This is a genomic window from Aminobacter sp. NyZ550 (assembly GCF_025628925.2).
Lineage (GTDB): Bacteria > Pseudomonadota > Alphaproteobacteria > Rhizobiales > Rhizobiaceae > Aminobacter > Aminobacter ciceronei.
Genome location: NZ_CP114190.1, coordinates 320,501 through 345,510, shown reverse-complemented (window position 1 = coordinate 345,510; position 25,010 = coordinate 320,501). Strand labels below are relative to the sequence as shown.

The 25,010-nt window shown below is 64.8% G+C and carries 29 protein-coding genes; 11 read left to right on the top strand and 18 right to left on the bottom strand.

Features of this window, described 5'->3' with window-relative positions; all coding sequences use genetic code 11:
* Nucleotides 1–110 precede the first annotated feature (110 nt).
* The gene (locus N7E70_RS01765; protein ID WP_263005383.1) at nucleotides 111–749 is read left to right on the top strand and encodes a class I SAM-dependent methyltransferase; all 639 of its coding nucleotides are present in this window, start codon (nucleotides 111–113) and stop codon (nucleotides 747–749) included.
* Nucleotides 750–771: 22 nt separating this feature from the next.
* Here the strand turns inward: N7E70_RS01765 and maiA are convergent, their stop codons facing one another.
* Entirely contained in the window at nucleotides 772–1,413 is a 642-nt protein-coding gene (gene maiA, locus N7E70_RS01760) for a maleylacetoacetate isomerase (protein ID WP_154384521.1), read from the bottom strand.
* An 11-nt stretch (nucleotides 1,414–1,424) separates the two neighbouring features.
* Nucleotides 1,425–1,793: a hypothetical protein gene (locus N7E70_RS01755; protein WP_263005382.1), complete on the bottom strand. Its 369-nt coding sequence runs from the start codon at nucleotides 1,791–1,793 to the stop codon at nucleotides 1,425–1,427.
* Nucleotides 1,794–2,003: 210 nt separating this feature from the next.
* Between N7E70_RS01755 and N7E70_RS01750 the strand changes: the two genes are divergently transcribed.
* Nucleotides 2,004–2,555: a MarR family winged helix-turn-helix transcriptional regulator gene (locus N7E70_RS01750; protein ID WP_246787013.1), complete on the top strand. Its 552-nt coding sequence runs from the start codon at nucleotides 2,004–2,006 to the stop codon at nucleotides 2,553–2,555.
* A 28-nt stretch (nucleotides 2,556–2,583) separates the two neighbouring features.
* Here the strand turns inward: N7E70_RS01750 and N7E70_RS01745 are convergent, their stop codons facing one another.
* The 7 genes from N7E70_RS01745 to N7E70_RS01715 form a co-directional block, all read right to left on the bottom strand.
* Entirely contained in the window at nucleotides 2,584–3,585 is a 1,002-nt protein-coding gene (locus N7E70_RS01745; RefSeq protein ID WP_067955038.1) for an ABC transporter ATP-binding protein, read from the bottom strand.
* A 13-nt stretch (nucleotides 3,586–3,598) separates the two neighbouring features.
* The gene (locus tag N7E70_RS01740; protein WP_154384522.1) at nucleotides 3,599–4,627 is read right to left on the bottom strand and encodes an ABC transporter ATP-binding protein; all 1,029 of its coding nucleotides are present in this window, start codon (nucleotides 4,625–4,627) and stop codon (nucleotides 3,599–3,601) included.
* The gene (locus N7E70_RS01735) at nucleotides 4,624–5,649 is read right to left on the bottom strand and encodes an ABC transporter permease (protein WP_246340571.1); all 1,026 of its coding nucleotides are present in this window, start codon (nucleotides 5,647–5,649) and stop codon (nucleotides 4,624–4,626) included. The genes N7E70_RS01740 and N7E70_RS01735 overlap by 4 nt, the downstream gene beginning before the upstream one ends.
* A gap of 1 nt (nucleotide 5,650) precedes the next feature.
* Nucleotides 5,651–6,571 (bottom strand): ABC transporter permease, encoded by a 921-nt coding sequence (locus N7E70_RS01730; protein WP_067955034.1) that lies wholly within the window; start codon nucleotides 6,569–6,571, stop codon nucleotides 5,651–5,653.
* Between the two features lie 100 nt (nucleotides 6,572–6,671).
* The gene (locus N7E70_RS01725; RefSeq protein ID WP_442866486.1) at nucleotides 6,672–8,156 is read right to left on the bottom strand and encodes an ABC transporter substrate-binding protein; all 1,485 of its coding nucleotides are present in this window, start codon (nucleotides 8,154–8,156) and stop codon (nucleotides 6,672–6,674) included.
* A 663-nt stretch (nucleotides 8,157–8,819) separates the two neighbouring features.
* Entirely contained in the window at nucleotides 8,820–10,190 is a 1,371-nt protein-coding gene (locus N7E70_RS01720; RefSeq protein WP_263005381.1) for an amidase, read from the bottom strand.
* Complete coding sequence (locus tag N7E70_RS01715) at nucleotides 10,187–10,354, bottom strand: hypothetical protein (protein WP_154384523.1); 168 nt, start codon at nucleotides 10,352–10,354, stop codon at nucleotides 10,187–10,189. The genes N7E70_RS01720 and N7E70_RS01715 overlap by 4 nt, the downstream gene beginning before the upstream one ends.
* A gap of 101 nt (nucleotides 10,355–10,455) precedes the next feature.
* Between N7E70_RS01715 and N7E70_RS01710 the strand changes: the two genes are divergently transcribed.
* Complete coding sequence (locus tag N7E70_RS01710) at nucleotides 10,456–11,715, top strand: NAD(P)/FAD-dependent oxidoreductase (protein ID WP_263005380.1); 1,260 nt, start codon at nucleotides 10,456–10,458, stop codon at nucleotides 11,713–11,715.
* 116 nt (nucleotides 11,716–11,831) lie between these two features.
* Here the strand turns inward: N7E70_RS01710 and N7E70_RS01705 are convergent, their stop codons facing one another.
* Together N7E70_RS01705 and N7E70_RS01700 are read right to left on the bottom strand one after the other, a co-directional pair.
* The gene (locus N7E70_RS01705) at nucleotides 11,832–12,596 is read right to left on the bottom strand and encodes an SDR family NAD(P)-dependent oxidoreductase (RefSeq protein ID WP_263005379.1); all 765 of its coding nucleotides are present in this window, start codon (nucleotides 12,594–12,596) and stop codon (nucleotides 11,832–11,834) included.
* 47 nt (nucleotides 12,597–12,643) lie between these two features.
* Complete coding sequence (locus N7E70_RS01700; RefSeq protein WP_263005378.1) at nucleotides 12,644–14,116, bottom strand: gamma-glutamyltransferase family protein; 1,473 nt, start codon at nucleotides 14,114–14,116, stop codon at nucleotides 12,644–12,646.
* 170 nt (nucleotides 14,117–14,286) lie between these two features.
* On the opposite strand from N7E70_RS01700, the gene N7E70_RS01695 reads away from it, so the two are divergent.
* The 7 genes from N7E70_RS01695 to N7E70_RS01665 all read left to right on the top strand — a co-directional run bounded on the left by N7E70_RS01695 (nucleotide 14,287) and on the right by N7E70_RS01665 (nucleotide 19,323).
* A complete protein-coding gene (locus tag N7E70_RS01695; protein WP_154384526.1) occupies nucleotides 14,287–15,045 on the top strand; it encodes a TenA family transcriptional regulator in 759 nt (252 codons plus the stop codon).
* Nucleotides 15,046–15,054: 9 nt separating this feature from the next.
* Complete coding sequence (locus N7E70_RS01690) at nucleotides 15,055–15,363, top strand: 2Fe-2S iron-sulfur cluster-binding protein (protein ID WP_067955019.1); 309 nt, start codon at nucleotides 15,055–15,057, stop codon at nucleotides 15,361–15,363.
* 105 nt (nucleotides 15,364–15,468) lie between these two features.
* Nucleotides 15,469–15,798, top strand: coding sequence for a ferredoxin (locus N7E70_RS01685; protein WP_246765368.1), 330 nt, complete (start codon nucleotides 15,469–15,471; stop codon nucleotides 15,796–15,798).
* A 25-nt stretch (nucleotides 15,799–15,823) separates the two neighbouring features.
* Nucleotides 15,824–16,117, top strand: a complete 294-nt coding sequence (locus tag N7E70_RS01680) for a 2Fe-2S iron-sulfur cluster-binding protein (RefSeq protein WP_067955016.1) — start codon at nucleotides 15,824–15,826, stop codon at nucleotides 16,115–16,117.
* Nucleotides 16,118–16,191: 74 nt separating this feature from the next.
* The gene (locus N7E70_RS01675) at nucleotides 16,192–17,646 is read left to right on the top strand and encodes an aldehyde dehydrogenase family protein (RefSeq protein ID WP_263005377.1); all 1,455 of its coding nucleotides are present in this window, start codon (nucleotides 16,192–16,194) and stop codon (nucleotides 17,644–17,646) included.
* A gap of 1 nt (nucleotide 17,647) precedes the next feature.
* Nucleotides 17,648–18,403 carry a sulfite exporter TauE/SafE family protein gene (locus N7E70_RS01670; protein ID WP_263005376.1) on the top strand — a complete coding sequence of 252 codons (756 nt, stop codon included), beginning with the start codon at nucleotides 17,648–17,650 and terminating at the stop codon, nucleotides 18,401–18,403.
* Nucleotides 18,400–19,323, top strand: a complete 924-nt coding sequence (locus N7E70_RS01665; protein ID WP_263005375.1) for an ornithine cyclodeaminase family protein — start codon at nucleotides 18,400–18,402, stop codon at nucleotides 19,321–19,323. The genes N7E70_RS01670 and N7E70_RS01665 overlap by 4 nt, the downstream gene beginning before the upstream one ends.
* Nucleotides 19,324–19,382: 59 nt before the next feature.
* On the opposite strand, the gene N7E70_RS01660 is transcribed toward N7E70_RS01665, so the two are convergent.
* The 7 genes from N7E70_RS01660 to N7E70_RS01630 form a co-directional block, all read right to left on the bottom strand.
* On the bottom strand, nucleotides 19,383–19,649 hold the full coding sequence (locus N7E70_RS01660; RefSeq protein WP_263005374.1) for a YjhX family toxin: 267 nt from the start codon (nucleotides 19,647–19,649) through the stop codon (nucleotides 19,383–19,385).
* Between the two features lie 241 nt (nucleotides 19,650–19,890).
* Entirely contained in the window at nucleotides 19,891–20,193 is a 303-nt protein-coding gene (locus N7E70_RS01655) for a hypothetical protein (RefSeq protein WP_263005373.1), read from the bottom strand.
* Between the two features lie 52 nt (nucleotides 20,194–20,245).
* Nucleotides 20,246–20,590: a hypothetical protein gene (locus N7E70_RS01650; protein WP_263005372.1), complete on the bottom strand. Its 345-nt coding sequence runs from the start codon at nucleotides 20,588–20,590 to the stop codon at nucleotides 20,246–20,248.
* A gap of 226 nt (nucleotides 20,591–20,816) precedes the next feature.
* Entirely contained in the window at nucleotides 20,817–21,149 is a 333-nt protein-coding gene (locus N7E70_RS01645) for a hypothetical protein (RefSeq protein ID WP_263005371.1), read from the bottom strand.
* A gap of 94 nt (nucleotides 21,150–21,243) precedes the next feature.
* On the bottom strand, nucleotides 21,244–22,749 hold the full coding sequence (locus tag N7E70_RS01640; protein ID WP_263005370.1) for a S8 family serine peptidase: 1,506 nt from the start codon (nucleotides 22,747–22,749) through the stop codon (nucleotides 21,244–21,246).
* Nucleotides 22,746–23,408, bottom strand: a complete 663-nt coding sequence (locus N7E70_RS01635; protein ID WP_263005369.1) for an anti-sigma factor — start codon at nucleotides 23,406–23,408, stop codon at nucleotides 22,746–22,748. Before N7E70_RS01635 ends, N7E70_RS01640 begins: the two co-directional genes overlap by 4 nt.
* On the bottom strand, nucleotides 23,405–23,977 hold the full coding sequence (locus N7E70_RS01630; RefSeq protein WP_067965790.1) for a sigma-70 family RNA polymerase sigma factor: 573 nt from the start codon (nucleotides 23,975–23,977) through the stop codon (nucleotides 23,405–23,407). Before N7E70_RS01630 ends, N7E70_RS01635 begins: the two co-directional genes overlap by 4 nt.
* 223 nt (nucleotides 23,978–24,200) lie before the next feature.
* Here N7E70_RS01630 and N7E70_RS01625 point away from each other — a divergent pair, with 223 nt between their 5' ends.
* Nucleotides 24,201–24,929, top strand: coding sequence for a TenA family transcriptional regulator (locus N7E70_RS01625; protein WP_067954995.1), 729 nt, complete (start codon nucleotides 24,201–24,203; stop codon nucleotides 24,927–24,929).
* Nucleotides 24,930–25,010 lie beyond the last annotated feature (81 nt).

The following is a 25,010-nucleotide window of genomic DNA, read 5'->3' as shown; positions in this document are numbered from 1 at the left end:
GCAATGTTGCCGCAAGACTCTCCGATTATTCATCACTGCGACATGCCATTTCGATTGGATCGTGGTTTCGACATTGTACCGGTTCGTATGACCGTGAAGGAGCATCCTTGATGAGCATTGCGAGCGACGCCCGCTTCTGGGACCGGTCTTCACGCAGATATGCCAAGGCGGCGGTGGCCGACCAAAGCGGCTACGCCCGCACGCTGGACCGGACGCGCGGGCTGCTGCGGGCCGGCGACCAGGTGCTGGAACTGGGATGCGGCACCGGGTCGACGGCGATGCTGCTGGCCGGTGACGTGAAATCCTATCTCGGGACGGATTTCTCGCCAGCGATGATCGAGATTGCCGAGGAAAAGCGGTTGGTTTGCCCGATCAGGGGTCTCGACTTCCTGACCGCTACAGCCGAGGCGCACCAGCTCGGGTCCGGGCAGTTCGAGGTAGTTCTCGGTTTCAACTACCTGCATCTGGTGCGCGACCTGCCCGGCACCTTGCGGCGCATCCACACGCTGCTGGCCAGCGACGGTCTGTTCGTCTCCAAGACGCCGTGCCTCGGCGACATGAACCCGCTGATCCGGCTGGCGCTGTTGCCAGTCATGCGTGCCACAGGACTTGCGCCGCATGCCGGTGCCTTCAGTACAGCAGAACTGGTCCGGATGATTTCTGCCGCGGGCTTCGAGGTCGTCGCGACTGAAAACCACGCGACAAAGGGCAACGACAACAGGCCCTATATCGTCGCGCGCAAGCGCTGACCGGGACGGCCGCGCCGACAGTTCAAAACGCGTCCGGCTGAAGGCTTGGATGTGCCTCGGCGAAAGCGGGCAGGGCGGCAGCGGCGCCCGCGATCTCGACCGACAGCGGGAATGCGGAAAGGTCGCAGTCGAAGCGGCGGGCATTGGCCACCTGCGGCACCAGGCAGATGTCGGCGATGGTGATCGTGTCGCCAAGGCAATAGCGGCCATGCCGGCAGCCGGCGCGAAGTGTCGCCTCGAACGACCTGAAGCCTTCCTCGATCCAGTGCCGGTACCATTCGTTGGTGTCGTCGTCGGACAGCTGCCAGCGCGCCTTCAGGTACTTCAGCACGCGCACATTGTTGAGCGGGTGGATGTCGCAGCCGATGATCTGGGCGAGGCCCCTGACATAAGCGCGCCCGGCGGGGTCAGTGGGCAGCAGCGGCGGCTCGGGGTGGGTTTCGTCGAGATATTCGAGCACGGCGAGGCTTTGCGCGAAGACCTGGCCGTCGTCCACAAGCGCCGGCACCAGGCCCTGCGGGTTGAGAGCCATATAGTCGGCGGTGCGGTGATCCATCCTGGGCAGGCTGATGAAGCGGGGCTCCCAGTCGAGCCCCTTGAGCGCGAGCGCGATGCGCAGCCGATACGAGGTCGACGATCTGAAGAAGGTGTAGAGCGTGCGCATCGCCCCGGCAGTCAGTGCGACGCAGAGTTGAGGATCTCGTCGGGCGTCGACGAGACGACCTCGACATATTTCGGCACGAATTTGCGGCCCTCGATCAGGCCGACAAAGGCCGGCTTGAGCTCTTCCGCCAGCACCTTGCGGATCTTGGCGTGCTCGACGATGTCGGACCACTCGGCGATGAGGAAGAAGCGCTGCGGATCCTCGGTGTCGCGGCACAACACGCCGTCCTTCACCTGGGCCCAGGACTTGTGCATCGGATTGCCGTCCGAATAGTCGAACTCCTCGAACAGTTGGACGAATTCGTCTTCGCGTCCGACTTCCACGCGGAAGTCGTAGATGTGAAGGAAGTTGCCTTTCGTGGCCAGCGGTTCCTGCGCCATGCTACTCTCCTTTTCCGGTGTTCCCAATAATCATCAGTATACTTCCTTTTATTGCGTGCGCAAGGCGCAACGCCTTGCCAGGCAAAGGTTCCAGAGCGGCGGGCGTCCCGCGATTGCCGTTTCGAGGGCCGGAAGTATGCGGTGGTACCGCTCTTTCCCGCCGGTCCGGCAAGGGATAGAGATGGGCAGTGACAGGCAAGGGGAATGAGCGTGGCCAAGTCGGTTAGGACGGACGGGACGCAGAACAAAAAAGCAACGGCCGCCGCGCCTAATCCCGAACTGCAGCAGCTCATCGAGCGGCTGCCGCTGTGGAAGCGGCCGGGCTATCTCATCCGCCGGCTGCACCAGGTCCACTACGCCCTGTTCTTTGAGGAGTGCGAGGGTTTCGGCATTACGCCGGTGCAATACGGGCTGCTGACCATCCTTTCGGGCAATCCCGATTCCGACCAGATCTCACTTGCCCAGGCGCTCGGCATCGACCGCACCAACGTCGCCGACGTGCTGTCGCGGCTGGCCCAGCGCGGGCTGGTCGAGCGCACCCGCAGCACCGAGGACAAGCGCATGGTACTGGCGCGCCTTACCGGCGAGGGCGAGAAGCTGGTCGCGGCCATGCATCCGGCGATGAGCCGCGCCCAGGACAGGCTGCTCGACACGCTCGGCGACAAGGAACGCGATGCGTTCCTGGCAACGTTGATCAGGCTGCTCGAGGCCAACAACAAATACGGCCGGGCGGCGCTCGCCACCGGCAAGTTCGGCGAATGACCGAAGGCCGTCAGGCCGATAGCGGGGGCTATCTGTTCCAGCAGGCGACGAGATGGCCGGCGGAACGCTCCGACAATTTCGGCGCTTCCTTGTGGCACTGCTCCGTCGCCAGCGGGCAGCGTGTCGAGAAGCGGCAGCCGGCCGGCGGGTTGACCAGGTCGGGGATCTCGCCGCCATAGACGATACGCTTGCGCTGGCGCTGGGTACGCGGGTCGGGCACCGGCACCGCCGACAGCAGCGCCTCGGTATAGGGGTGGATCGGATGGTCGTAGAGATCGTCGCGATCGGCGATCTCGACCATGCGCCCGGCATAGAGGATCGCCACGCGATGCGAGATGTGGCGCACCACCGAGAGGTCGTGGGCGATGAACAGGTAGCTCAGCCCCAACTCACGCTGCAGGTCCTGCATCAGGTTCACCACCTGCGCCCGCACCGAGACGTCGAGCGCCGACACCGGCTCGTCGGCGACGATGAACTCGGGCTGCAACGCCAGCGCCCGGGCAATGCCGATACGCTGACGCTGCCCCCCGGAAAAGGCGTGCGGAAAACGGTCATGCGCGTCCGCCGGCAGACCGACGATGCGCAGCAATTCGGTGATGCGGTCGCGGGCTTCGTCGACATGGCGGATCAGTCCGTGCACCAGGAGCGGCTCGGCGACGAGGTCGATCACCCGCATCCGCGGGTTGAGGCTGGCATAAGGATCCTGGAACACCAGCTGCATGTTGCGGCGGAGCTTGCGCAGCGCCTCGCCCTTGGTGTGGGTGATGTCCTTGCCCTGGAAGACGATCTTGCCCGCCGAGGCCGTGATGCGCCGCAGCACGGCGCGGCCCGTCGTGGTCTTGCCGGAGCCGGATTCGCCGACAAGTCCGAGTGTCTCGCCCGGGTGGAGGTCGAAGGAGATATCTTCCAGCGCCTTGAACGCCTTGGGTCGCCCCCAGAAGCCCTGAGCACCTGTTTCATAGGTGACGTCGAGGCCCTGCACGCTGAGCAGTGGCGGTGCTGGCGGCTGGGCTGGCACGGGGTTGAGCATCGAAAAATTCCTGTCAGGGGAAGGTGGGCGACATCAGCGGCGTTGCCCAGGCCGGTACCGACGGCCGCCAGCAGGCGGCCTCGGCGTCCGGGCGGATATGTTCGAGCTTGGGCGCCTTGCGGCAGGCCTCGCCCGACAGCGGACAGCGCTGCTGGAACGAGCAACCCTCCGGCGGCGTCACCAGGTTCGGGGGCGTGCCCTCGATCGAAACCAGGCGGTCGGACACCTCGTCGAGCCGCGGAGTCGAGCGCAACAGCCCTTGCGTGTAGGGATGCGCCGGACGCTCGAACACGTCCTCGGCCAGTCCGGTCTCGATGATCTGCCCGGCATACATCACCGCCACGCGATGGCAGAGCCCGGCGACGACACCGAGGTCGTGGGTGATCAGCACCACCGACAGGCCGAGCGATTGCTGCAACTCGGCGAGCAGTTCGAGGATCTGCGCCTGGATCGTGACGTCGAGCGCCGTCGTCGGCTCGTCGGCGATCAACAGCTCAGGCTCGCAGGCAATCGCCATGGCGATCATGACGCGCTGGCGCATGCCGCCTGAAAACTCGTGCGGATACTGATCGAGCCGACGCCCGGGGGCGCTGATGCCGACCGCGGCAAGCAGCTCTTCGGCGCGGTTGCGGGCCTGGGCGCGCGTCATGCCGAGATGCCGCTCCAGCACCTCACCGATCTGGGTACCGATCTTGAGCACCGGGTTGAGCGAGGTCATCGGGTCCTGGAAGACCATCGCCACTTCCTTGCCCCTGATGTCGCGGGCGTAACGCTCGCCATCGGAGCCGAGCAGCGAACGGCCTTTCCATCTGATGTCGCCCGAAGCGATGCGGCCGGGCAGGTCGATCAACCCCATCACAGCTTGCGCGGTGACACTCTTGCCCGAGCCGGATTCACCGACAACGCCGAGTGTCTCGCCGCGGCCGATCGACAGGGTCACGCCGCGCAGGCCCTGGACCAGCCCGCGCCTGGTGTCGAACTCGACCTTCAGCTTTTCGACCTCGAGGAGCGGCGTGCCTGTGCTGTTGGCGCTGACACTCATGAGCGGCCTCCTTGGCTTTTGGCTTCCGAGCTTTGGGCTTGCGGGCTGCGGCGGGCCCGCCGGGCGGCCAGCTTGGCGCGCTGGTAGGCGAAGCGCTTCTCGCGCTCCTGCGGGTCGGTGGTGACGCGCACCCAACTGGCGAACAGATTGACCGCAAGCACCGTGGTGGCGATCGACAGGCCGGGGAAGGTGATCAGCCACCAGGCGACGAAGATGTAGTCGCGGCCATTGGCGACATCGAGGCCCCAGCTCGTCGCCGGCGGCTGCACGCCGAGGCCGAGGAAGGACAGAGCCGCTTCCGCCAGCACGATGTTGGTGAATTCGAGGATGCCGAGCGTCAGAAGCGGCGAGGTCAGGTTCGGCAGGATGTGGCGGAAGATGACGCGCGAGGTCTTGCAGCCGATCATTTCGGCTGCCTCGACATAGGGTGTCTGCCGGACCGACAGCACGATGCCGCGGACGACGCGGGCATAGACCATCCAGTTGGTGACGACGAGCACGATGATCATGGTCGCCATGCTCGGGCCGATGACCGAGATGACCAGCAGGATCAGCAGCAGGCCGGGGAATGCCACCTGCACGTCGACGATGCGCATGATGATCGAGTCGGTGCGGCCGCCTCTGAAGCCGGCCCACAGGCCGAGCACGACGCCGAAGCTGCCGGCGAACAGCACCACAAGCACCCCGACCAGCAGCGAGGCGCGGGCGCCGTAGATGACGCGCGAAAGCACGTCGCGGCCGAGATGGTCGGTGCCGAGGATGTGTTCCCAACTGCCCTTTGGCAGCCAGGCCGGCGGCTTGAGACGCGAGATCACCGATTGGGCGGCCGGATCGTAGGGCGCCAGCAGTGGCGCGAGGATCGCCATCAGCAAAAGGGCGACGATGACGGCAAAGCCGAGCGTGCCGAGCTTGTCCTGCCAGAGCTCACGGCCGAATTCGTCGAGCCTGCTCAGCAGAGTCGGACGTTGCGCGGCGTTGCGGGCGGTTGCCACCGGCGTCGTCACAGGCATGGGGATAGCCATCTCAAGCCAACCTTATCCGTGGGTCGATGAGTTTGTAGATGACATCGAGGCCGACATTGATGACCACGATCAGAACGGCGACGGTGAAGACGATGGCCTGGAGCAGGAACAGGTCGCTCTTCTGGATCGCCTGCATTGCCGTCAGCCCGAGGCCGGGCCAGGCAAACACCGTCTCGACAACGACAGTGTAGCCGGCCAGTGCGCTGATCAGCTCCCAGCCGGCCAGCGTCACGAATGGAACCAGCGTGTTGCGCATCGCATGCACCATCACCACGCGCTTGAAATGCAGGCCCTTGGCGCGGGCGGTGCGGACATATTGCTGGTTCAGCTCGTCGATCATCGACGAGCGCACCAGCATCACCAGCCGGGCCAGCGAGGGCAGGGCCAGCGTGATTGCCGGCAGAATGTAGTAGCGCGCACCGCCCATGCCCGATGTCGGCAGCCAGCCGAGGGTGACGGCGAAGAACACGATCATCAGCAGGCCGAACCAGAATTGCGGTAGGGACAGGCCGAACAGGCCGACGAAGACGGTCGTCCGGTCGACCCAGCCACCGGGCCGGAGCGCGGCGATGGCGCCGAGCGGCAGCGACAACAGGATCGCCAGGCCGAGGCCGGCGCCGATCAGCTTCAGCGTGTTGGGCAGGCGTTCGAGCACCACGTCGAGGGCCGGCCGGCGCTGCCAAAGGCTGTCGCCGAAATCGAGGCGGGCCATGTCGCTGACGAAATCGACGAATTGCGTGGCGATAGGCCGGTCGAGGCCGATCTGCTGGGCAAAGGCCGCGCGCTGGGCGTCGGTCGCCGACAGCGGCAGCATCACCTTTACCGGATCGCCGACCATGCGTGTGGCGATGAAAACGATCACGGTCACGCCGATCACGACAAGGAGACCTTGTCCAATCCGGCGGAGCAGAAAACCACCCATAGTCCTCTCCATTTGCCGGAACCGGCTCGGCCCTCGTCGAGCCGGCCCCGTATCTGTTGCGGTTCGCTTGTTGTGTTGTTCGAAGCCGCAATCGTTCCGGTTACTCCGTGATCTTCATCTCCTTGACCAGGAGCTTGGAGTCGACGCGAGGCTGCCATTCCAGGCGCTTGGAGAAGCCGTAGATGTCCTGCTGGTTGAGCAGCGGGACGAGATAGGACAGATCGTACGACTTCTTGGTGATGGCGTCATACATGGCCTGGCGCTTCTCGATGTCGGTCTCGGTCCTGGCGGCGCTGATCTGGTCCGACATTTCTTGGTCGCTGTTGGACGCGGAACTCGCCTTGCTTTGTAGCACGGCGGTCATTTCACGGTCGACGTCGAGCAGCTCGTTGGAGTTCGACAGGAAGATCGCATCCGGCCGTGTGTTCTTGTCGAACAACTGGTTCAGGTACTCGCCGAAGTCCTCGATCTTGATGTCGACGTTGAGGCCCGCGTCCTTCCAGTAGGCGCCGACGGCCTCGATCAGTTCGCGGTCCTTGAGCCAGCGCCCGGCCTCGCCGACGAGCTTGATGGTCTTGCCTTCGGCGCCTGCTTCCTTGATCAGCGCCCTGGCCTTGTCCACGTCGAAGACATAGTCGGGCAGCGACTTGTTGTAGCCGAAGGCCTTGGGGTTGACGACCTGGCCCTTGGCCGGTGTGGCGTAGCCGCCGAACAGGCTCTCGGCCAGTGCCTTGCGGTCGACCGAAATGTTCATCGCTTCGCGGACACGCGGATCCTTGGTCACCTCGTTGTCGGTCGAGACGATCATCAGGCTGGTTTCGAGGCCGCTGACGGCCGCGAATTTCGGCGCCTGCTGGGCGAACTCCGGCAGAAGGTTGGTGATGACATCGAGCTCGCCCGCCATCAGGCCGGAAAGGCGCGTGCCGGATTCGCCTACGAAGCGATATGTCACCTTGTCGATCGACGCGGCATCGCCCCAATAGTCGGCGTTCTTCTCCAGCACGATGTCCTGGCCGCGGTTCCAACTGGTGAACTTATATGGGCCGGTGCCGACCGGCGCCTCGGCGAACTTGGCGTCCGCCGCATAGGTCGCCGGGATCATCTTCATCCAGTACATGCGAGAGGGCAGGATCGGATCCGGACCGGAGGTGATGATGCGCACTGTCAGGTCGTCCACCTTCTCGGCGCCGGTGATGGTGCCGAAATAGGCGGCTTGCTCCGACTTCAGCGCCGGATCGATGACGCGTTTGACGCTGTTGACGACGGCATCCGCGTTGAACGCCTCGCCATTGTGGAACTTGATGTTGGGCCTGAGCTTGAACTCCCAGGTCTTGGCGTCGACCGGCGTCGGCGCCGCGGCCGCAAGGCCGGCGATGAGCTCGCCGTCCGGCGTGCGCGCCATCAGCGTCTCATAGACATTGTCGTTGATCGCGCGCTCGCCGCCGTCGTCGCGCACCTGCGGGTCGAGCGTCGAAGGCTCCGAACCGATCGCGATGGTGATGTCGGCGGCCAGCGCCGACAGCGGGGAAAGTGCCATGATTGCCGCCACGGCGGCGCTGCTTGTCAGTCTCGTCAGTACGTTCATTGGTCCACCCATTCGCCAAAGACAACAAAATCGACCTGATGCGCGCAGTCTTGTGCTGCGCTGATAGTGTGGGCCGCCACATCCCTCGGCCAGAAGAGTGGATTGTATGCAATCGACTGTCAAGCGATTGTTGATCAACTTTGCTGACGATACCGGGTCGAGTTTCTGAAATTCGCCAAACGGCGCCGTAAATTATTGAAAATGCACAAAATTTAGAACGTGATTGCTGAAATTTCGTTCACGAATATCACGCAAGAAATCGGTCCAGTGGTTCTTTTTGGCAATTTCTTGCATATAGTATACCAAAAATGACGATGGTAAGAAGGACGACGGCGTTCCTCCGCCTTTCCCGGCGGTCACGACTGCGGAAAATACATCGCGACGACAGCCACGGCTGCGCTGGTGTTGGGCGACAAGAGTGCAAATTGCGCCAGCCTGTTGGTGCAGCGGGAGACGTTATCCTGTTTGGCTGATCTCCACCGCGGCATGAGATTGCTGGGCAATACTCGTTTCGAACAAGGAACTGCTTGTACGTTCTGTTATCGCGTTTCTCGCTGGCAGCGATGTTGAACTGTTGCCCGCCTGCAGTGTTACGCGGGCAGCAGGCGGGCGCCACTGTTGCGGTGGTTCAAGGAGTCGGCCGCCAGATCGGCGGGGCTGGCGTCAGCTGAAATAGCGCGGTGGCAGCCTGACCAGATCGCCGTCGAGGCGCTCGAACATGGCGGCGATGTCGAAGATGCGGTTTTCGGTCCCGCTTGACCCGACGATCTGCAACCCCAGAGGCATGCCACTGCCGGCCTTGCCGAAAGGGAAGGCCAGCGCCGGGTGGCCGGTCAGGTTGGCCAGGATGTTGGGGATAGGCTCCTCGAGGAAGTAGAACTTGTCGACTGTCTTGAGCGGTCCCGCCGGTGCGAGTGCGCCAGGCAAAAGCATGGCGTCGACAGTGGCGAGGCTGGCGTCGACCCGTCTGCGCAGCACGTCGCGCAGCTTCCGTGCCGCGACGACGTCGGCGGCGGCAAGACTTTCACCAACCAGCGCGCGACCGCGAAACATTTCGCCGAAGGCGGAGAAATTGCCGCGCACCTCGGCGCCGTAATGTGCCGCGATCTCGGCCATCATCACCACAGCGCCCGGCGCATGGAAGGTTTCGAGCGGCGGCAGGTCGAGTTCGACGATCTCGCCGCCGTTGGCAGCGAAAAGCTCGAGCGCGTTGCGCATTGCCGTTACCACTTCGGGCCGCAGGCTGGCGCCCAGCCCCCAGGCGTCAGGTGATACACCGAGGCGCATGCCGGTAAATGACGGCGCGTCGCCGGCAGGCATCGGCCCGATTTCGTGCGCCGCCATCGCGGCATAGAGCCTGCGGCAGTCGTCGACACGCGCGGCGATCGGCCCGCAATGGTCCATAGAATGGGCCAGCGCATCGATGCCGTCCACGGGAACGAGGCCGAAGCCCGGCTTGAAGCCGACCATGCCGCACATCGTCGCCGGCAGGCGGATCGAACCGGCGGTATCGGTCGCCACCGAACCCAGGCACAGCCCACCGGCGACAGTGACGCCCGACCCGCTCGACGAGCCGCCCGGAAACATCTCAGGGTTCCAGGGATTGCGTGCCGGCGGAAACGGCAGGTCGAAGGACGGTCCGCCGAAGGCCAGTTCATGGCAATTGGCCTTGCCGATGATGATCGCCCCGGCATCGCTGAGCCGGCGCACGACAGGCGCATCCTGCGTCGGCCTGCGGCCGAGCCGCGAATGCGAGGCGCCGGTGTTGGGCATGCCGGCAACCGCGACTATGTCCTTGACCGAGATCGGCACGCCCGCAAGCGGGCCGACAGTCTCGCCGGCCGCGAGGCGCGCGTCGAGACGCCGTGCCTGCGAAAGTGCTGCCTCGTCGGCGACATGGACGTAACCCGAAAGCTCGCCATCAAAACGCGCGATGCGGTCGAGGAAATAGCCCGTCACCTCGACGGCGGCGATCTCGCGGCGGGTCACTGTGGTGGCAAGTTCCGCAATGGAAAGCTGTTCCAGCCTGCTCATTGTTTGTCCTCTCGCTCCTGCGTGCGGGCCAGCTCTGTGACGCGCCTGGCCAGCCTGTCGAGCACTGCTATGCCGCGCGCGAAATCGGCGGCTTCCGCAGCACTTGCCTCGGGCGGCAGCGCGATCTCTTGGGAGGCGGGAGCAGGTGGGGTCACGTCGCGCATGTTTCGTCCGGTGCTGAGAGATAGGAATTGATCAGTATACGTCTGTTATGCATTGTTGGAATCGGCCGGTATCGAACCAACCGGGGCATCGGGTGGGCAGCGTGAAGCAGAATGAAAAGCCGTTCGACGTGGTGGTTGTCGGCGGCGGCATCGTCGGGCTGTCGGTGGCGCTCGAAGCGCAGTCGCGCGGTCTCAGCGTCGCCGTCATCGATCCTGACATTGCCGAGGCCCGGGCATCCTTCGGCAATGCCGGCGTGCTCAGCCGTGGCTCGATCTTCCCGATGGCCGCACCCGGTATCCGCGCGCGCTTGCCGCGTTATGCGCTTGGCCGCGACATCGCCGTGCGTGCCCGCCTGCGCTCGCTGCCGCATCTCGCACCCTGGCTGGTGCGCTTCCTGCTTGCCGCCGAGGAGGGCGCATGGCGCCGCACTGCGGCGGCACTCAACCCAATGGTCGCCGAGGCGTTCGACCGCCATGTCGCGCTGGCCGATCTCGTCGGCGGCCGCCATCTGATCAAGCGCAACGGTTGGCTCCGCCTCTATCGTAGCGCCGAGGCATTCGCCGGCAGCGCCCTGGAGCAGGCGGTCCTGAAAGAGAACGGCGTCCGTGTCGACTGCCTCGGCGAAGATGAGATCCGCCAGCTCGAGCCGCATCTCGCCCGCCGTTTCAGCAATGGCATCTTCTTTCCCGACACCGGTTCCGTCGAAAGCCCCGGCGAACTTGTCGAGCTCTACCGGCAGGCGGCAGAAGGTCGGGGCGCGGTCCTTGTCGCCGGCAAGGCGGAAGCCATCCTCGAAACCGGCACGACCATGGCGGTCATGGTCGCTGGCCGGAGGATCGAAGGTCGCCATGTCGTGCTCGCCGCCGGTGCCCGTTCGGCCGAGCTTGCTCGCACCCTTGGCTATCGTTTTCCGCTTGCGGCAGAGCGCGGCTACCATCGCCATTTTGCCCTTGCCGAGGGCGTTGAGCTGCGCCGCCCGGTTTATGATGCTGCCGGTGGCTACGTGCTGTCGCCGATGAACGGCAACGTGCGCCTGCTCACCGGTGTCGAGTTGGCGCGGCAGGACGATCCGCCAGAGCATGCCCAGATCGACGGTGTCGAACCCGATGCGCGAAAGACGCTTTCCTTCACCACGCCGGTCGACGGCAAAACCTGGCTCGGCAGCCGGCCGTCGACGCCGGACGGGCTGCCGGTCATCGGCCGCGCCGCCCGCCATCCCAGGCTGATCTTCGCCTTTGGCCACGGCCATATCGGCTTCGCCAACGGCCCGATGACAGGTGCCGTCGTCGCCAGCCTGCTCCACGACGAGCAGCCACCGGTGCCGGTTGCCGCCTTCGCGCCTTCGCGTTTCGGCGGCTAAAGCGTTTCCGCTCTTCCTCGAAATGCGGAAGCGCTCCACCTTCTTGTTCTTGCGCAATTCCGGACGGAAAACCGCGGCACACTTTTTCTGGAATTGCGCCAGGCGGCGGGGCGCGGTCACGGCAGCGTCAACCCGCCGTCGACATGCAGCGACTGGCCGGTGATCTGCCTGGCGTCGCGCGACAGCAGGAACAGGATCGCCGCCGCCACGTCGGCCGGTTCGGTCAGCCGGCCGGTAGGCGTCACGGCGATCGCCTTTTCCAGTGCCGAGGTCGTCGCCGCGAAATGGCCGGTCGGATCCTTGCGGGTGAAGCCCGGCACGACGCAATTGACCGTCACGCCCTTCGGCGCAAGTTGCACGGCCATCGATTTAGCCAGCGCCTCGAGCGCGCCCTTGGCGGCAGACGTCGCCGGAAAATGGATCTCGGCGGTGCCGAAGATGTGAGCGACAAACGAGCTGACCACCACCACGCGCCCGCAGGCCGAGGCGACGAGGTCGGCCATCGCTGCATTGACGAGACGGAGCAATGCAGTCGGCATCGTCTCGAACGCCTGGGCCAGATCGTCTGGCCCGACCTCGCCGAGCGTCGAGCGCGTCGCCTGGGCGGCGTTGGAAACGATCTGGTCGACGCGGCCGAAGCGGGCGCGGGCGGCAGCAATCATTGCCGCCGGCACAACGGGATCGGCGAGATCGCCGAGCACGATCTCGGTCGCAGCACCCGATGCCCGGCAGGTCTCGGCGACGCTCTCCAGCCCCTCGGCATTCTTGCGTGTGTGCAGCACCAGGCCAATGCCAGGGGTTGCAAGCCGGCGGGCGGTTTCGGCGCCAATGCCGCTGCCGGCACCGGTGATGAGCACGATGCGATCGAATGATGTGGTCAAATCCTTGTCCCCAAAGCTGTTGAGAGTGATGTTTGCAGGTGCTCGGCTCAGGCGCCTAGTGCCACGCCGTCCTTGCGCTTGTCCGAGCCGCCGAGCAGGCCGCCGTCTTCGTCGCGCACAACGAATTGCGCACCGCCGAAATCGCTGCGGCCGGCCAGTTCGCCGGCACCTTCCGGATCGCTGTAGCCTGCGTCGCGCAGCGTCCTGACGATCGCATCCGGCGTGCCCGGTTCGATCGCCAGTGCCATATCGCCCTCCAACCGCCAGCGCGGGGCATCGATGGCTGGCTGCAGCTTCTCACCCCAGGCGGCCAGACGGACCATCATCTGGACGTGGCCTTGCGGCTGCATGGCGCCCCCGACGACACCGAAGCCGGCATGGAAGCGGCCGTCCTTCAACGTCGCCGCCGGGATTACCGTGTGGTAGGGCCGCTTCGACGGCCCCGGCCCGTTGATGTGGCCCGGTTCGGAAAAGCCTAAGCCCCGATTCTGCAGCACGAAGCCGCAGCCGGGCACGGCGATGCCGGAGCCGAAACGCTTGAAGATGCTGCTCATCAGCGTCACCGCCAGGCCATCCTTGTCAACGACAACTGTGCAGACCGTGTTGCCCGATGGATCGGCGACGATTTTCTTGGCCTTGGCCATGGCGCGGCCGACTGCTTCGACCATGGCACGCGTGGTCGTCGGATCATCCCGGTCGAGCGGCAAGGCATCGAGTTCCTCCAGCGCGTCGAGCACGGCCATGCCGTGGGTGTTGGGCGGGCATTCGAGCACGGTCAGGCCACGGAACTTTCGTTCGAGCGGCAGCACGAAATCGCCGCGATGGTTGGCGAAATCCTCTGCCGTCAGCAGCCCGCCCCTGGTCTGGTTCGCTGCCGCTGCTTGGCGGGCCGGGGTACCGAGATAGAAGGCATCCGGCCCATCGGCGGCGATTGCCCGCAACATTGCCGCCAGCTCGGGATTCGCGAAGCGTTCGCCTTCGCGCGGCGTGCTGCCGGCGCTGTAGAGTTTTCCTGCAACCGGGTCGAGCTTGATCACCGGCTCGAACACGGCCCATTCGCGCGCGGTGATCGGCAGGACGGCAAAACCGTCGGCGGCGAGCGCGATGGCTGGAGCGATCAATTGGGCAAAGGGCAGGCGGCCAAAGCGGGCATGCAGGTCGAACCATCCGCGCACCGCGCCGGGCACGGTGACCGACAGTCCGTGTCGTTCGGGGATGCGCCGGTTCGGCAGTTTTTCCAACGCCTCGACCGACAATGCGGCCGGCGAGCGGCCGGTGCCATTGTAGCTGATGGCATGGCCGTCTGGTTCAACCAGCATCGCCAGAAGGTCGCCACCGATGCCTGTCGCCATTGGCTCGACGACGCCGAGGATTGCATCCGCGGCGATGGCCGCGTCGACCGCGGTGCCGCCTGCGGCCAGCATGTCCTGGGCGGCGCGGGCGGCGAGCGGGTGCCCGGTCGCCACCATCGCGGTTTCGCTGCGAACGCCTGCGTTGCCGTGTGTCTCGGAGCTGTCCATCGCTGTCGTTCCAATCCTGGTTCAGGCCTTCGATCATCGCCCTTGCAACATACTGTATGCGTGATGTCGCCGTGATCACCTGCACGACAGTAGAATGCGACTTGCGCCGATGTCAATTTGGTATACAGTATTCTAAATCGAGTTTGACATATCGAAGACAGGGGAACCGCATGACCAAGCCGATGAACCCGGACGAATTTCGCACCGCGCTGGAAAACGCCATCAAGGGCAAGAGCGCCAACAAGTCGCCATTCAGCCTCGCCTGGGCCAGCGGCAAGCTGAGCCGCGACCATCTCTCGCGCTGGGCCGAGAACCACTATCATTATGTCGGGCCGTTCGCGGATTACCTCGGCTACATCTATTCCCGCATGCCTGAGCAGTATGTCGAGGCCAAGGATTTCCTGCTCGCCAACATGTATGAGGAAGAGATCGGCGGCGACCGCCACACCGACCTGCTGATCCGTTTCGGCGAAGCATGTGGCACATCCAGAGAGCGCATGACCGACCCGGAGAACATGTCGCCGACGACACGCGGCCTGCAGAGCTGGTGTTATGCGGTGGCGATGCGTGAGGATCCGATCGTTGCCGTTGCCGGACTGGTGGTCGGCCTCGAATCCCAGGTGCCGTCGATCTATCGCAAGCAGACGCCGACGCTGCGCGACAGTTACGGCTTCAGCGACGAGGAGGTCGAGTTCTTCGACCTGCACATCGTGTCCGACGAAATCCATGGTGAGCGCGGCTACCAGATCGTGCTTGAGCATGCGCGTACGGTCGAGATGCAGGAACGCTGCCTCAAGATCTGCGAGGTCGGCGCCCAGATGCGCCTGCTCTACACCACGGCCCTCTACAACGACTATGTTGCCGAGGATGTGAAGCTCGGCCGCGTTGCGCCGATGGAACCCGAACTCGCCGGCATCGGCGGGGTTTGAGGCACGCACATGCCGACAGTCGTGATCCATAGCAAGGGTGAGGCCTTCTCAGGCGAGGTCAAGGAGGACACCAACCTCGTCGTCCGCGCCGGCATCAAGCAGTTTCCCTATCCGCACCTCGCTTACAAATGCGGCATGGGAAAATGCGGCACCTGCGCCAGCCGCATCCTTGCCGGCGCCGAGCACCTGCCCCCGCCCAACTGGAAGGAGAAGAAGCAGCTCGGCGACAAGATCGACGAGGGTTTTCGGCTCGTCTGCCAGCTGTGGATCAAGAACGACATCGAACTCCGCCAGGAGAAGGTGACGGAGCAAGCCTAGCTGCGGTTTTCCGTCCGGAATTGCGCAAGACAAAGTGAGTTCGCCACGCCGGAGGGGCGCGGCACTTCCCGAACAGTTTGCCGGCAACGCTTCGGTGGTGTCGGCGTGACCAGCAATCAGCATGAGGTGGACGATATGTATGTGGTTCTGACGACCAAGCCGGGCGAGTTCCGGACCGAAATGAGCCCCGGCGTGCAGCCGGTCGAAACCTACGACTACATCTTCTACGGCCGCAAGCGCGCCAGCTTCACCATCGCCAAGCTGACCGACCAGGACCAGACGCGCATCCGCATCGTCGAGGACGAGCCGCCGCAAATCGAGAACAACGTGCCGTGCAAGCTGTTCGAGAAATTCTCGTCCGTCGAGGACGCCCGCCACGAGCTCAAGACGCTCACCACCTACGGCAGCATGGACATCCAGCTCAAGCTGGTCTGACCGGCCAACAGCATCGAACGCGCCGATGATCAACATCACCTTCATCACCAACGACAACAAGCAGGTGTCCGCGCCCGAAAACAGCAATCTGCTGCGCGTGTCGCTGCGCGAGAAGGGGGGCATCCCCTTCAAATGCGGCGGCGGGCTGTGCGGCACCTGCAAGTGCCGGATCGAGACCGGCATCGAGAACACCGATGCCGTCAAGCCCAAGGAACGCAACCACCTGACTTCAGACGATCTTGCCGCCGGTTTCCGCATGGCCTGCCAGACCTTCGTGCTCGGCGATGTCGCCGTCTCCTGGGTGCCAAAAGGACGCTGAGCAGGGTGCGCCGAGGCGCATTCTCGAAGCAGAACGACCGCCGAAGCAAACGACTCCCCGAAAGCAAACGACCAATGACAGAGCGACACCTGAACTACATCGCCGGCGAGTGGCAGCCAGCTTTTGGCGGCACCACCTTCGAGGACCGCAATCCCGCCGACGAGCGCGACCTCATCGGCCTGTTCCCGGATTCTGACGCTGCCGATGTCACTGCCGCCATCTCAGGCGTCTCGGCCGCCTGGCCGGCCTGGGCGGCGCAGTCGCCAGAGGTTCGCGCCGACGTTTTGTTCCGCGCCGCCGACATCATGGCCCGACGCGCCGACGAGATCGCCACCGAGCTGACCCGCGAGGAAGGCAAGACGCTGACCGAGGCACGCAACGAGGCCCGGCGCATCGCCGCCAACTTCCGCCTCTATGCCGGCGAGGCGCTGCGGCTCAATGGCGAGACTTACCCGAGCGACAGCGCACAACTGGTGCTGTCGCTGCGCCAGCCGGTCGGCGTGGTCGCAGTCATCACGCCGTGGAACTTCCCGCTGTCGATGGCCGCCCGCAAGCTCGGCCCGGCACTCGCCGCCGGCAATGGCGTCGTGTTCAAGCCGTCCGAAATCACGCCGCTGATGGGCCAGCGCCTCGTCGAGGTGCTGCTTGAGGCCGGCCTGCCACCAAAGCTCGTGGCGCTCGTCCAGGGCAAGGGCGCGAAGGTCGGTCAGGCGATCACCGCAAGCGCCGGTGTCGACGCGCTGACCTTCACCGGCTCCTATGCGGTTGGCAAGCAGATCGCGGCGTCGCTCTCCACCGACACCCGCGTCCAGCTTGAAATGGGCGGCAAGAACGCGACCGTCGTGCTGGTCGACGCCGGCATCGACAAGGCCGTCGCCACCATCGAGCGCGGCGCCTTCGGGCTCACCGGCCAGGCCTGCACCGGCACCAGCCGCGTGCTCGTCGCCCGCCCGCTTTATGCCGAACTGGTGGCGCGGCTCGAAAAATCGGCCTCCGCCATCAAGGTCGGCCCGGGCATGGCAGAAGGCGTGCAGATGGGGCCGCTTGCCACCCGCGTGCAATACGACAAGGTACTGGCCTATGTCGGCATCGCCCGCGAAGAGGGCGGCCGGGTCGTCGGCGGCGATGCGCTGCGTGAGGCCGACTCGAACCTGGCGCATGGCTATTTCGTCCGGCCTGCCGTCGTCTCCGACCTGCCGGAGACCAGCCGTTTGTGGCGTGAGGAGATTTTTGGGCCGGTCGTCGCGGTGCGCCCGATCGACAGCCTCGACGAGGCGATCAAGCTGGCCGACGACACCGAATACGGCCTCGCCGTGTCGCTGGTGACGGGTGATCTGCCGTCGGTGCTGCGCTTCGCCCGCGAGACCCAGCACGGCATCGTCAAGGTCAACAGCCCGACAACCGGTGTGTCACTCAACGCGCCTTTCGGCGGCCTCAAGCATTCGAGCAATCAGACGGCCAAGGAGCAGGGCGGGGCCAACGTCATGGACTTCTACAGCCGCATCAAGAGCATCTATCTTGGGGCCTGACATGCTCCAGTCCCTGACTGAGCTGATGCCCGGCGACTTCGTGCCGGGCCATCTCGTCGGCATGGGCGCCATGGTCTTCATCGCGGCTTTGCTCCAGGGCATCGGCGGGCTCGGCTTTGCCATGGTCTCGGCGCCGCTCGCGGTGCTGTTCTTTCCCGAGATGGCGCCCGGGCCGCTGCTGGTGTTGGGCGCCGGCCTGGCACTGCTCGGCCTGCTCCGCGATTTCGATGCCGTCGACTGGCCGAGCGTGACGACATTGATGGCCGGACGTGCCGGCGGCACGCTGCTTGCCGGCGCCACGCTCGCCGCCCTGCCGACCAGTGCATTCTCGATCGTCTTTGCGCTGTTGATCCTCGCCGGTGTTGGCCTCAGCTTCGCCGGCTGGAAGGTCAGGGCGTCTCACCCGAACATGGCGATCGCCGGCCTCGCCTCCGGCCTGATGGGCACGATTACCTCGTCCGGTGCGCCGCCCTTTGCCATAGTCATGCAATATGTGCCGCCGCGCCAGATGCGGGCGACCATCAGCTGCGTCTTCTTCGCCGGCGCCATCCTGTCGCTATTGATGTTGGCATATGTCGACCGTTTCACCCTGCCGCAGCTCTGGCTTGGCATCCTGCTGTTCCCGCTGATGCTCGGTGGCTTCTTCGTCTCCGGCCGGTTCCACTGCTATTTTTCGCCGCGTGGCGTGCGTTTACTGCTGCTCACCATGTCCGGCCTCGGCGCGCTCGGCATCCTCGCGAGGACGGTCGTCCCATGAGCCTGCCCCACATATCAGACGAGCTGGTCGAGGCTGCCGTCTCCGCCGCCGAGGCGCGCGAGGTGCTGGCCGATGCCTTTCTGCGTTTCGGCCGCGAGGAGGCGGCGATGCAGGCGCGCATCCGCAGCGAGGCCGGCGGCGTCAAGCTGTCGACCCTGGGCGCGGTCATCCCCGGCCAGGAGGTGGTCGGCGCCAAGGTCTACACCACCATCAAAGGCCAGTTTTCCTTCATCATCCTGCTGTTCTCCTCGGTCGACGGCCGCGCGCTCGCCACCTTCGATGCCGGCGCCATCACCAGGCTCCGGACCGCCGGCTGCTCGGTCATATCGGCCCAGCACCTCGCCAGGCCGGAGGCCTCGACGCTCTCCGTCTTCGGCTCCGGTCCGCTCGGACGAGCCCATGCGGTGCAGATGGCCGAGGCCTTCCCGCTCCGGCGAGTGCTGCTTGTCAGCCGCTCGTCCGATCCTGCATCGGCGGTAGAACTTGAAGCCGCCTGCGGCATCCCCACACGACTGGCCACGGCCGAACAGGCGGCCGCGGAAGCCGACATCCTAGTCGCCGCTTCGCGTTCGCCATCCGCGCTGTTTTCGGGCGACCTGCTCAAATCAGGCTGTTTCATCGCCGCCGTCGGCTCGAGCCTGCCCAATACGCGCGAGCTCGACGACCGGGCTATGGCGCGTGCCTCGCTTGTGACAGTCGAATGGCGCGAGCAGAGCCTGCGCGAGGCAGGCGATCTCGTGTTGGCCGATCCCAGGGCGCTGACTTCGGACAAGGTCGTCGAGCTCGGCGAAATCCTCGCCGGCAAGGTACGCGGCCGCACCAGCGAGGACGAGATCACCATCTACAAATCAGTCGGCGTCGGCCTGCAGGACATTGCCCTGGCGGGTCTCGCCTACAAGCGGATCGTCGGCCTGGACTGAGCAGGACCTTGCCGGCAGATGCTGGGACCGGCGATTGCCATACCCCGACACCAGATGGGCTATCCCTTCTTCGCCGCCTGGCGTGCCTGCTGCAGGCTGACCACGCCTTCCCTTGATATGGTGTAGTTGCCGCCGTTGCGGGAGACCACCAGACGTTTCGCCTTCAGCACCTTGAATTCGGCGAGGCCGGCGCCGTCGAGGGACCAGCCTTCCCGGGTGACGAACGAGGCTTCCAGCGGCCGGTTCCTGGCGTCTTTTTCAAGGATAATGGTGCCGCCGAACGACAGCACTTCGAGCGCTTTGCGCTCCTTCTTCGAGATATTCATGATTGTATGAGTCCGCAGTCCCGATGCCTAAGCACCGGGTGTCATCCACTGTGGCGAGCCAGGGGCTCACCGGTTTGGCTTGACACGGCCCCGGTCCACGCGATGCGTGAAGCGGGGCTTTAGCGGGACTCAAAAGAACAGGTCATGATGGCGCGGAGCTATAGGTCCGATTGCGGCGGGCTCAAGGCAGGACGCCAAGCATTGCGATGCTGGCTAATCTCTGCGGCAGGCGGGCTGCCTGCTATTGGTTTTTGAAACAGCGCAGTTCGACTTCGTTGCGATAGTCCTCGATGGCGCGTTGCTGCATTGGCGCCGTCGAGAAGCGGGGATGTTCGTAGGCAGCGAGGATTTCGTCGCGTGTGCCGGCGCCGGGCGCCTTCTCCAGATGCAACTGGCCGCTCAATGGAAGGCCTGCCTGCCGGGCCGTCATGACGACGGCGGCCCACGACCCGCGGAGATGGCAAATCTGGTGGGGGCTGTGGTTGGAGGTCGCCTGCGCGGGAAGCGGCGCCAACAGCAGCATGGTGAGAACTGTTCTGCGCATTGCTGAGCAAGCCTCCTGTTGCGATGGGCGCATTTGGCCGGTCCGGCTGTGATCAGCGCCCTTGCAGGACGCGGATCAGCTTGCTGTTGTCGGCGGTGGCGGAATCGATGTTGCGGTAGTCCTGGTAGGTGATGCGGTTGCTGGCCATGCCGTTGATCATGCGCTTGCAGAACGTCTGGGCGTAGTTGGCCGGGTTGATGTTGAACACCGCCGCCATCTCGGCCTTGTCTTTGGCCGAGCGCGCGTTCTCGTCTTTGACGCAGCTTGCCATGATCTCGCGCTTGAGCGAAGGACTGCCGGCCAGTGCCGTCTGTGCAGTCTTGTACCCGCCTTGCGACATGGTCGTGCAGCCCGCGACAATTGCAGAAAGGCCAAGCAAGAATACTTTGCGGATCATGTCGTTCGTCCCGGTGCGGAAATTGATTGAAGCAATAATAAGAACAGGCCGCGTACTGCAACAGGACAAGTGCAATCGTCAAATGTCAGTCGAAAATAAATATACGATCTACAGGTTAGGTGGCGCAAAAAAGTTTCAAGCAACTTCTTAAACAGCGAAAGCTATATCAGGTGATTTTGGTTTGCACTGGCCGTGTCGTGGCGCGACCGGTGGCATGGTGATGCCATCACCAGCCCAGCTGGGTGCCGCAAACGATGAGATAGCATTCGGCGTAGCGCTTGTACTCCGGCGTGCCATATGGCGGCCGTGTGCCGCTGTCATGGTAGCTCTCCACCAGGCTGGCGCACATCGCCTTCTTGAACGGCGGCCAGGAACTGACGGCCACGGCCTGTGGCGACGCCATGCCATAGGCAGCGATGATCAAGCATCCCAGGCTGGCGGCTGCGAAAAGAGGAGCGTTGCGCATGGAAAACCATGTACAACTGTTGGTTGTCGCCTGCAACGATTGAGAAGTATTATAATGAACACAGTAAATTTCCTGCATGGCGCCGAGGCGCATTGGTGTGTCAAGTAGATAACGCGGTTTATCTCAGGGCTGGTTCATGGAGGTAGCTCCGGCGCGTTGCGCAAGCTGCCTCTTATAGATATGGCACCTATTCTTTTGCCGCTTCCGCTGCCCTGGTGTTGATCAGGCCGAAGCCGAAATCGGTGTCGCGGCCCTTGTCGCCGAGGTCGGTGGCGGTGCTCGCCAGAGCCTTTTCGATCGAGTCGGCGCTGCGCTTCGGCTCGATATGCAAAAGGTTGGCGATCGCACCGCTGACGACGGCAGCGGCAAAGGACGTGCCGGTGACCAGGTCGGTGCCGCCGCCGACCGGCGCCATCAGGTCGACGCCGGGCGCCGAGATATAGACATAAGGCCCGCGATTGGCCTGCTTCATGATCGCGTCCTTGGCGTCGGTGGCCGTCACCGCGATCACGCCCTTGTAGGCGGCGGGGTAGCCATAAGGCGCGCCCGGACCGTTGTTGCCGGCGGCGGCGACGAGGATCATGCCGCGCGCACGCGCCCCGCGGCTCGCCTGCTCCAGCAGCGCGTTCTTGGGTCCGACGAAGCTCATATTGACGATCTGGACGTTCTGCTCGGCGGCCCAGTCGAGGGCGTTGAGGATGATCTCCATCGTCGACTTGCCGCCCTCGAAGGCGCGGGCGTGGAAGATTTTCGCGCCCGGTGCCATGCCCTTGAAGTCGCCGGTGCCTGATATCAGCCCGGCCACCGATGTGGCGTGGTCGCGGGCGGTGACGGCAACGCCTGGCATGGCGTCGAAGCTCTCGACGATGGCGCCCTTGAGCGCCGGATGGGTTTCGTCGATCGCCGTATCGATGACTGCAACATTGACGTTCTCGCCATTCGCCGCCGCCTCGTCGAGCGAGATGCGCTGGAAGGCGAAGCTCGGAGCGGCTGCTGCCTGCTGCAGTTCGTAGATGTGGTTGGGTTCGCGCTCGCTGGTGCGGCCGTCGCCGGCGAGCTGCGCCAGCACCACGCCGACCGGACGGCCGTCGGGAATGCCGAAACGCACGAGGCTGGTGCCGAGCAGCGTCGACTGGCGCTGCGAACGGATTTCGAGGCCGTAGGCGGCCGCGAGCGCCTGGGCGTCGGTGGCATCGCCTGATACCGTCACCAGCACCTCGTCGGGCACGAAATTGCCCGAGATGGCGCGCGGCGCGGCGGTGATGGCGGGGCCGGGCGGCGTCGCATCGGCTGCTGGAGGGGCCGGCGGCGGAGATCCCGCCTGCCCACTAGAAGGCGCAGCCCCGCCTGCCGGATCGCGCAGCGGGTTGGGTGTCGGCACCGGTGTCGCCGGCTGGCCGCCTGAGGCGACGCCGGGAAAATCGCCGGGATTGGGGAACAGGTCGACGATCAGCTCGGGCAGCCCGACGGCGCCGGGCAGGCCGACGCTGCCTGAGGGGCCTCCCGGGGTGGTGCCGCCAGGTGCGGCGCCGCCCGGCTGCAGGCAATTGGCATTGCCGGCTGCCGTTGTCTGGTTAAGGCAGTCGAGCTGTTGCGGCGTCAGGTTGGGGTCGTTAGTCTGGGCAAAAACAGGCGTGGCGGCGAACAACGCCGCCGCCAGCACAAGCCGTGTTATCAGCCCTGACGTGGTCATCCCTCGGGTTTCCTTCCTGCCGTCACCGTATCCGCGAAGGGTGCCGCCGCAATGACGCCAACGATGTGGTCGTAATCGGCGACCGTCTCGGACGGGATGGCGATGCGGAACACGCCGCTGGCCGTCGGGCCGTCGATGATCGAGGCGCCATTGTCGCCGAGCAGGGTGGCGATGTCGGCCATTCTGGCGTCGGGCTTGAAGGTTACCAGCGCGAAGGGCAGCTTGGTCTGGTCCTCGCCGGTTCCGGCGACCTGAACGTCGTTGCCGCGGCCGCCGGGTTCGAGCACCGACTGCACCATGACCAGAGCAAGCAGTGCGGCCGCAGCACCCCAGGCGACGCCGACCGGCAGGCCCATGAAGCGTTCCCATACCCGCGACAGCAGCGACTGTGCCTGCGGCTCGCGCACCGGCCCGGCTTCGGCGTCGAGCAGCTTGGAGAAGCGGCTCAGCGCATCGGCGGGCGGGCGGATCGCCTCGTTGGCGGCCATCGTGCCGGAGAATTCGGCCTCGGCGGCTTCGAGGGCGGCGGGTGCCTCGGGATCACTGGCCAGCCAGTCCTCCACGGTTGCCAGCTCGGAACCTTCGAGCGTGCCGTTCAGGTAGAAGGGCAGCAGCGTTTCGATCTCGTCGCGGCGCGACATCTTCTCGGCAGCGCTCATGGCCAGCCCCTGTCGTATCCGGCGGCCTTCAAGGCTTCGCCGAGCTTCTTGCGGGCATAGAACATCCGCGTCTTTACGGTGGCGACAGGAATGTCGAGCACCTCGCCAATCTCGGTGACCGACTTGCCATGGTAATAGGCAAGGTCGATGACCGTGCGATGCTCGTCGGCGAGCGTGTCGACGAGGCGGCGCAGGGCCGCACCCTTGTCCTGCTTCATCGTCGCCACTTCGGGTGTGTCGTTGTCGTCGGGCACTGCAGCCGCATCGTCGTCGTCAAGCCACTCTTCCTTGCGCTTGCGCATCGACGACAGCGCCTTGAAGCGCGCTATGCCGAGCAGCCAGGTCGAGACTTCCGAACGGCCTTCGAATTTCGGCGCCTGGCGCCACAATTCGAGAAACACTTCATTGGCTACGTCATCCGCCATCGCTTCCGACCCCGTCTGGCGCGCCACGAAACGGTAGACCCGTGCGTGGTGCCGCGTGAACAGGAGCCGCAAAGCGGCGCGGTCGCCGTTTGCGACGCGGCTCACGAGATCACGATCGGACATGGGGTCAGATGCGATGTTCATGGCCGGTGCTACCGCCGGGCTCCTGTCTGCTTGGTCGTTGTTGGCCGCAAAAAGGTTCACCGGAATGTTTCGGATGCAGGAAAGCTAGCGGAACTTCCGCGGCATGGCCAGTCCGGCGCGACACACTACCCCAGAGTATCCTTTACCGCCCCTTGCGCTCAGGTCATTTTGGTATACAGTATTCCAAAATGACCTGCAGACGACACCTCAAGGGGAACAGTGAATGACCGTTGCAATGAACCCGGACGAGTTCCGCACCGCGCTCGAAAACGCCATCAAGGGCAAGAGCGCCAACAAGTCTCCGTTCAGCGTCGGCTGGGCCAGCGGCAAGCTCAGCCGCGACCATCTCGCCCGTTGGGCGGAGAACCACTACCACTATGTCGGGCCGTTCGCGGACTACCTCGGCTACATCTACGCCCGCATGCCGGAGGGCTATGTCGAGGCCAAGGATTTCCTGCTCGCCAACATGTATGAGGAAGAGATCGGCGGCGACCGCCACACCGATCTGCTTGTCCGTTTCGGCGAAGCCTGCGGCACGTCGGGCGACAGGATGCGCGATCCCGACAACATGTCGCCGACCACCCGCGCCCTGCAGAGTTGGTGTTATGCGGTGGCGATGCGTGAGGATCCGATCGTCGCCGTTGCCGGACTGGTGGTCGGCCTCGAATCCCAGGTGCCGTCGATCTACCGCAAGCAGACGCCGACCCTGCGCGACAAATATGGCTTTACCGACGAGGAGGTCGAGTTCTTCGACCTGCACATCGTGTCCGACGAGATCCATGGCGAGCGCGGCTACCAGATCGTGCTCGAGCATGCCCGCACGGTCGAGATGCAGCAGCGATGCCTCAAGATCTGCGAGGTCGGCGCGCAGATGCGGCTGCTCTACACCACCGCCCTCTACAACGACTATGTCGCGGCCGAACTGCCGCTCGACGAGCTACTCGCCGCCTGATCCCGCCACAGTGGGAGCGCGCGGGGCGGCAACGCCGCGTGCGTTCCCTCGGTGGCCCAAAATATCAACAATTGCCGGACG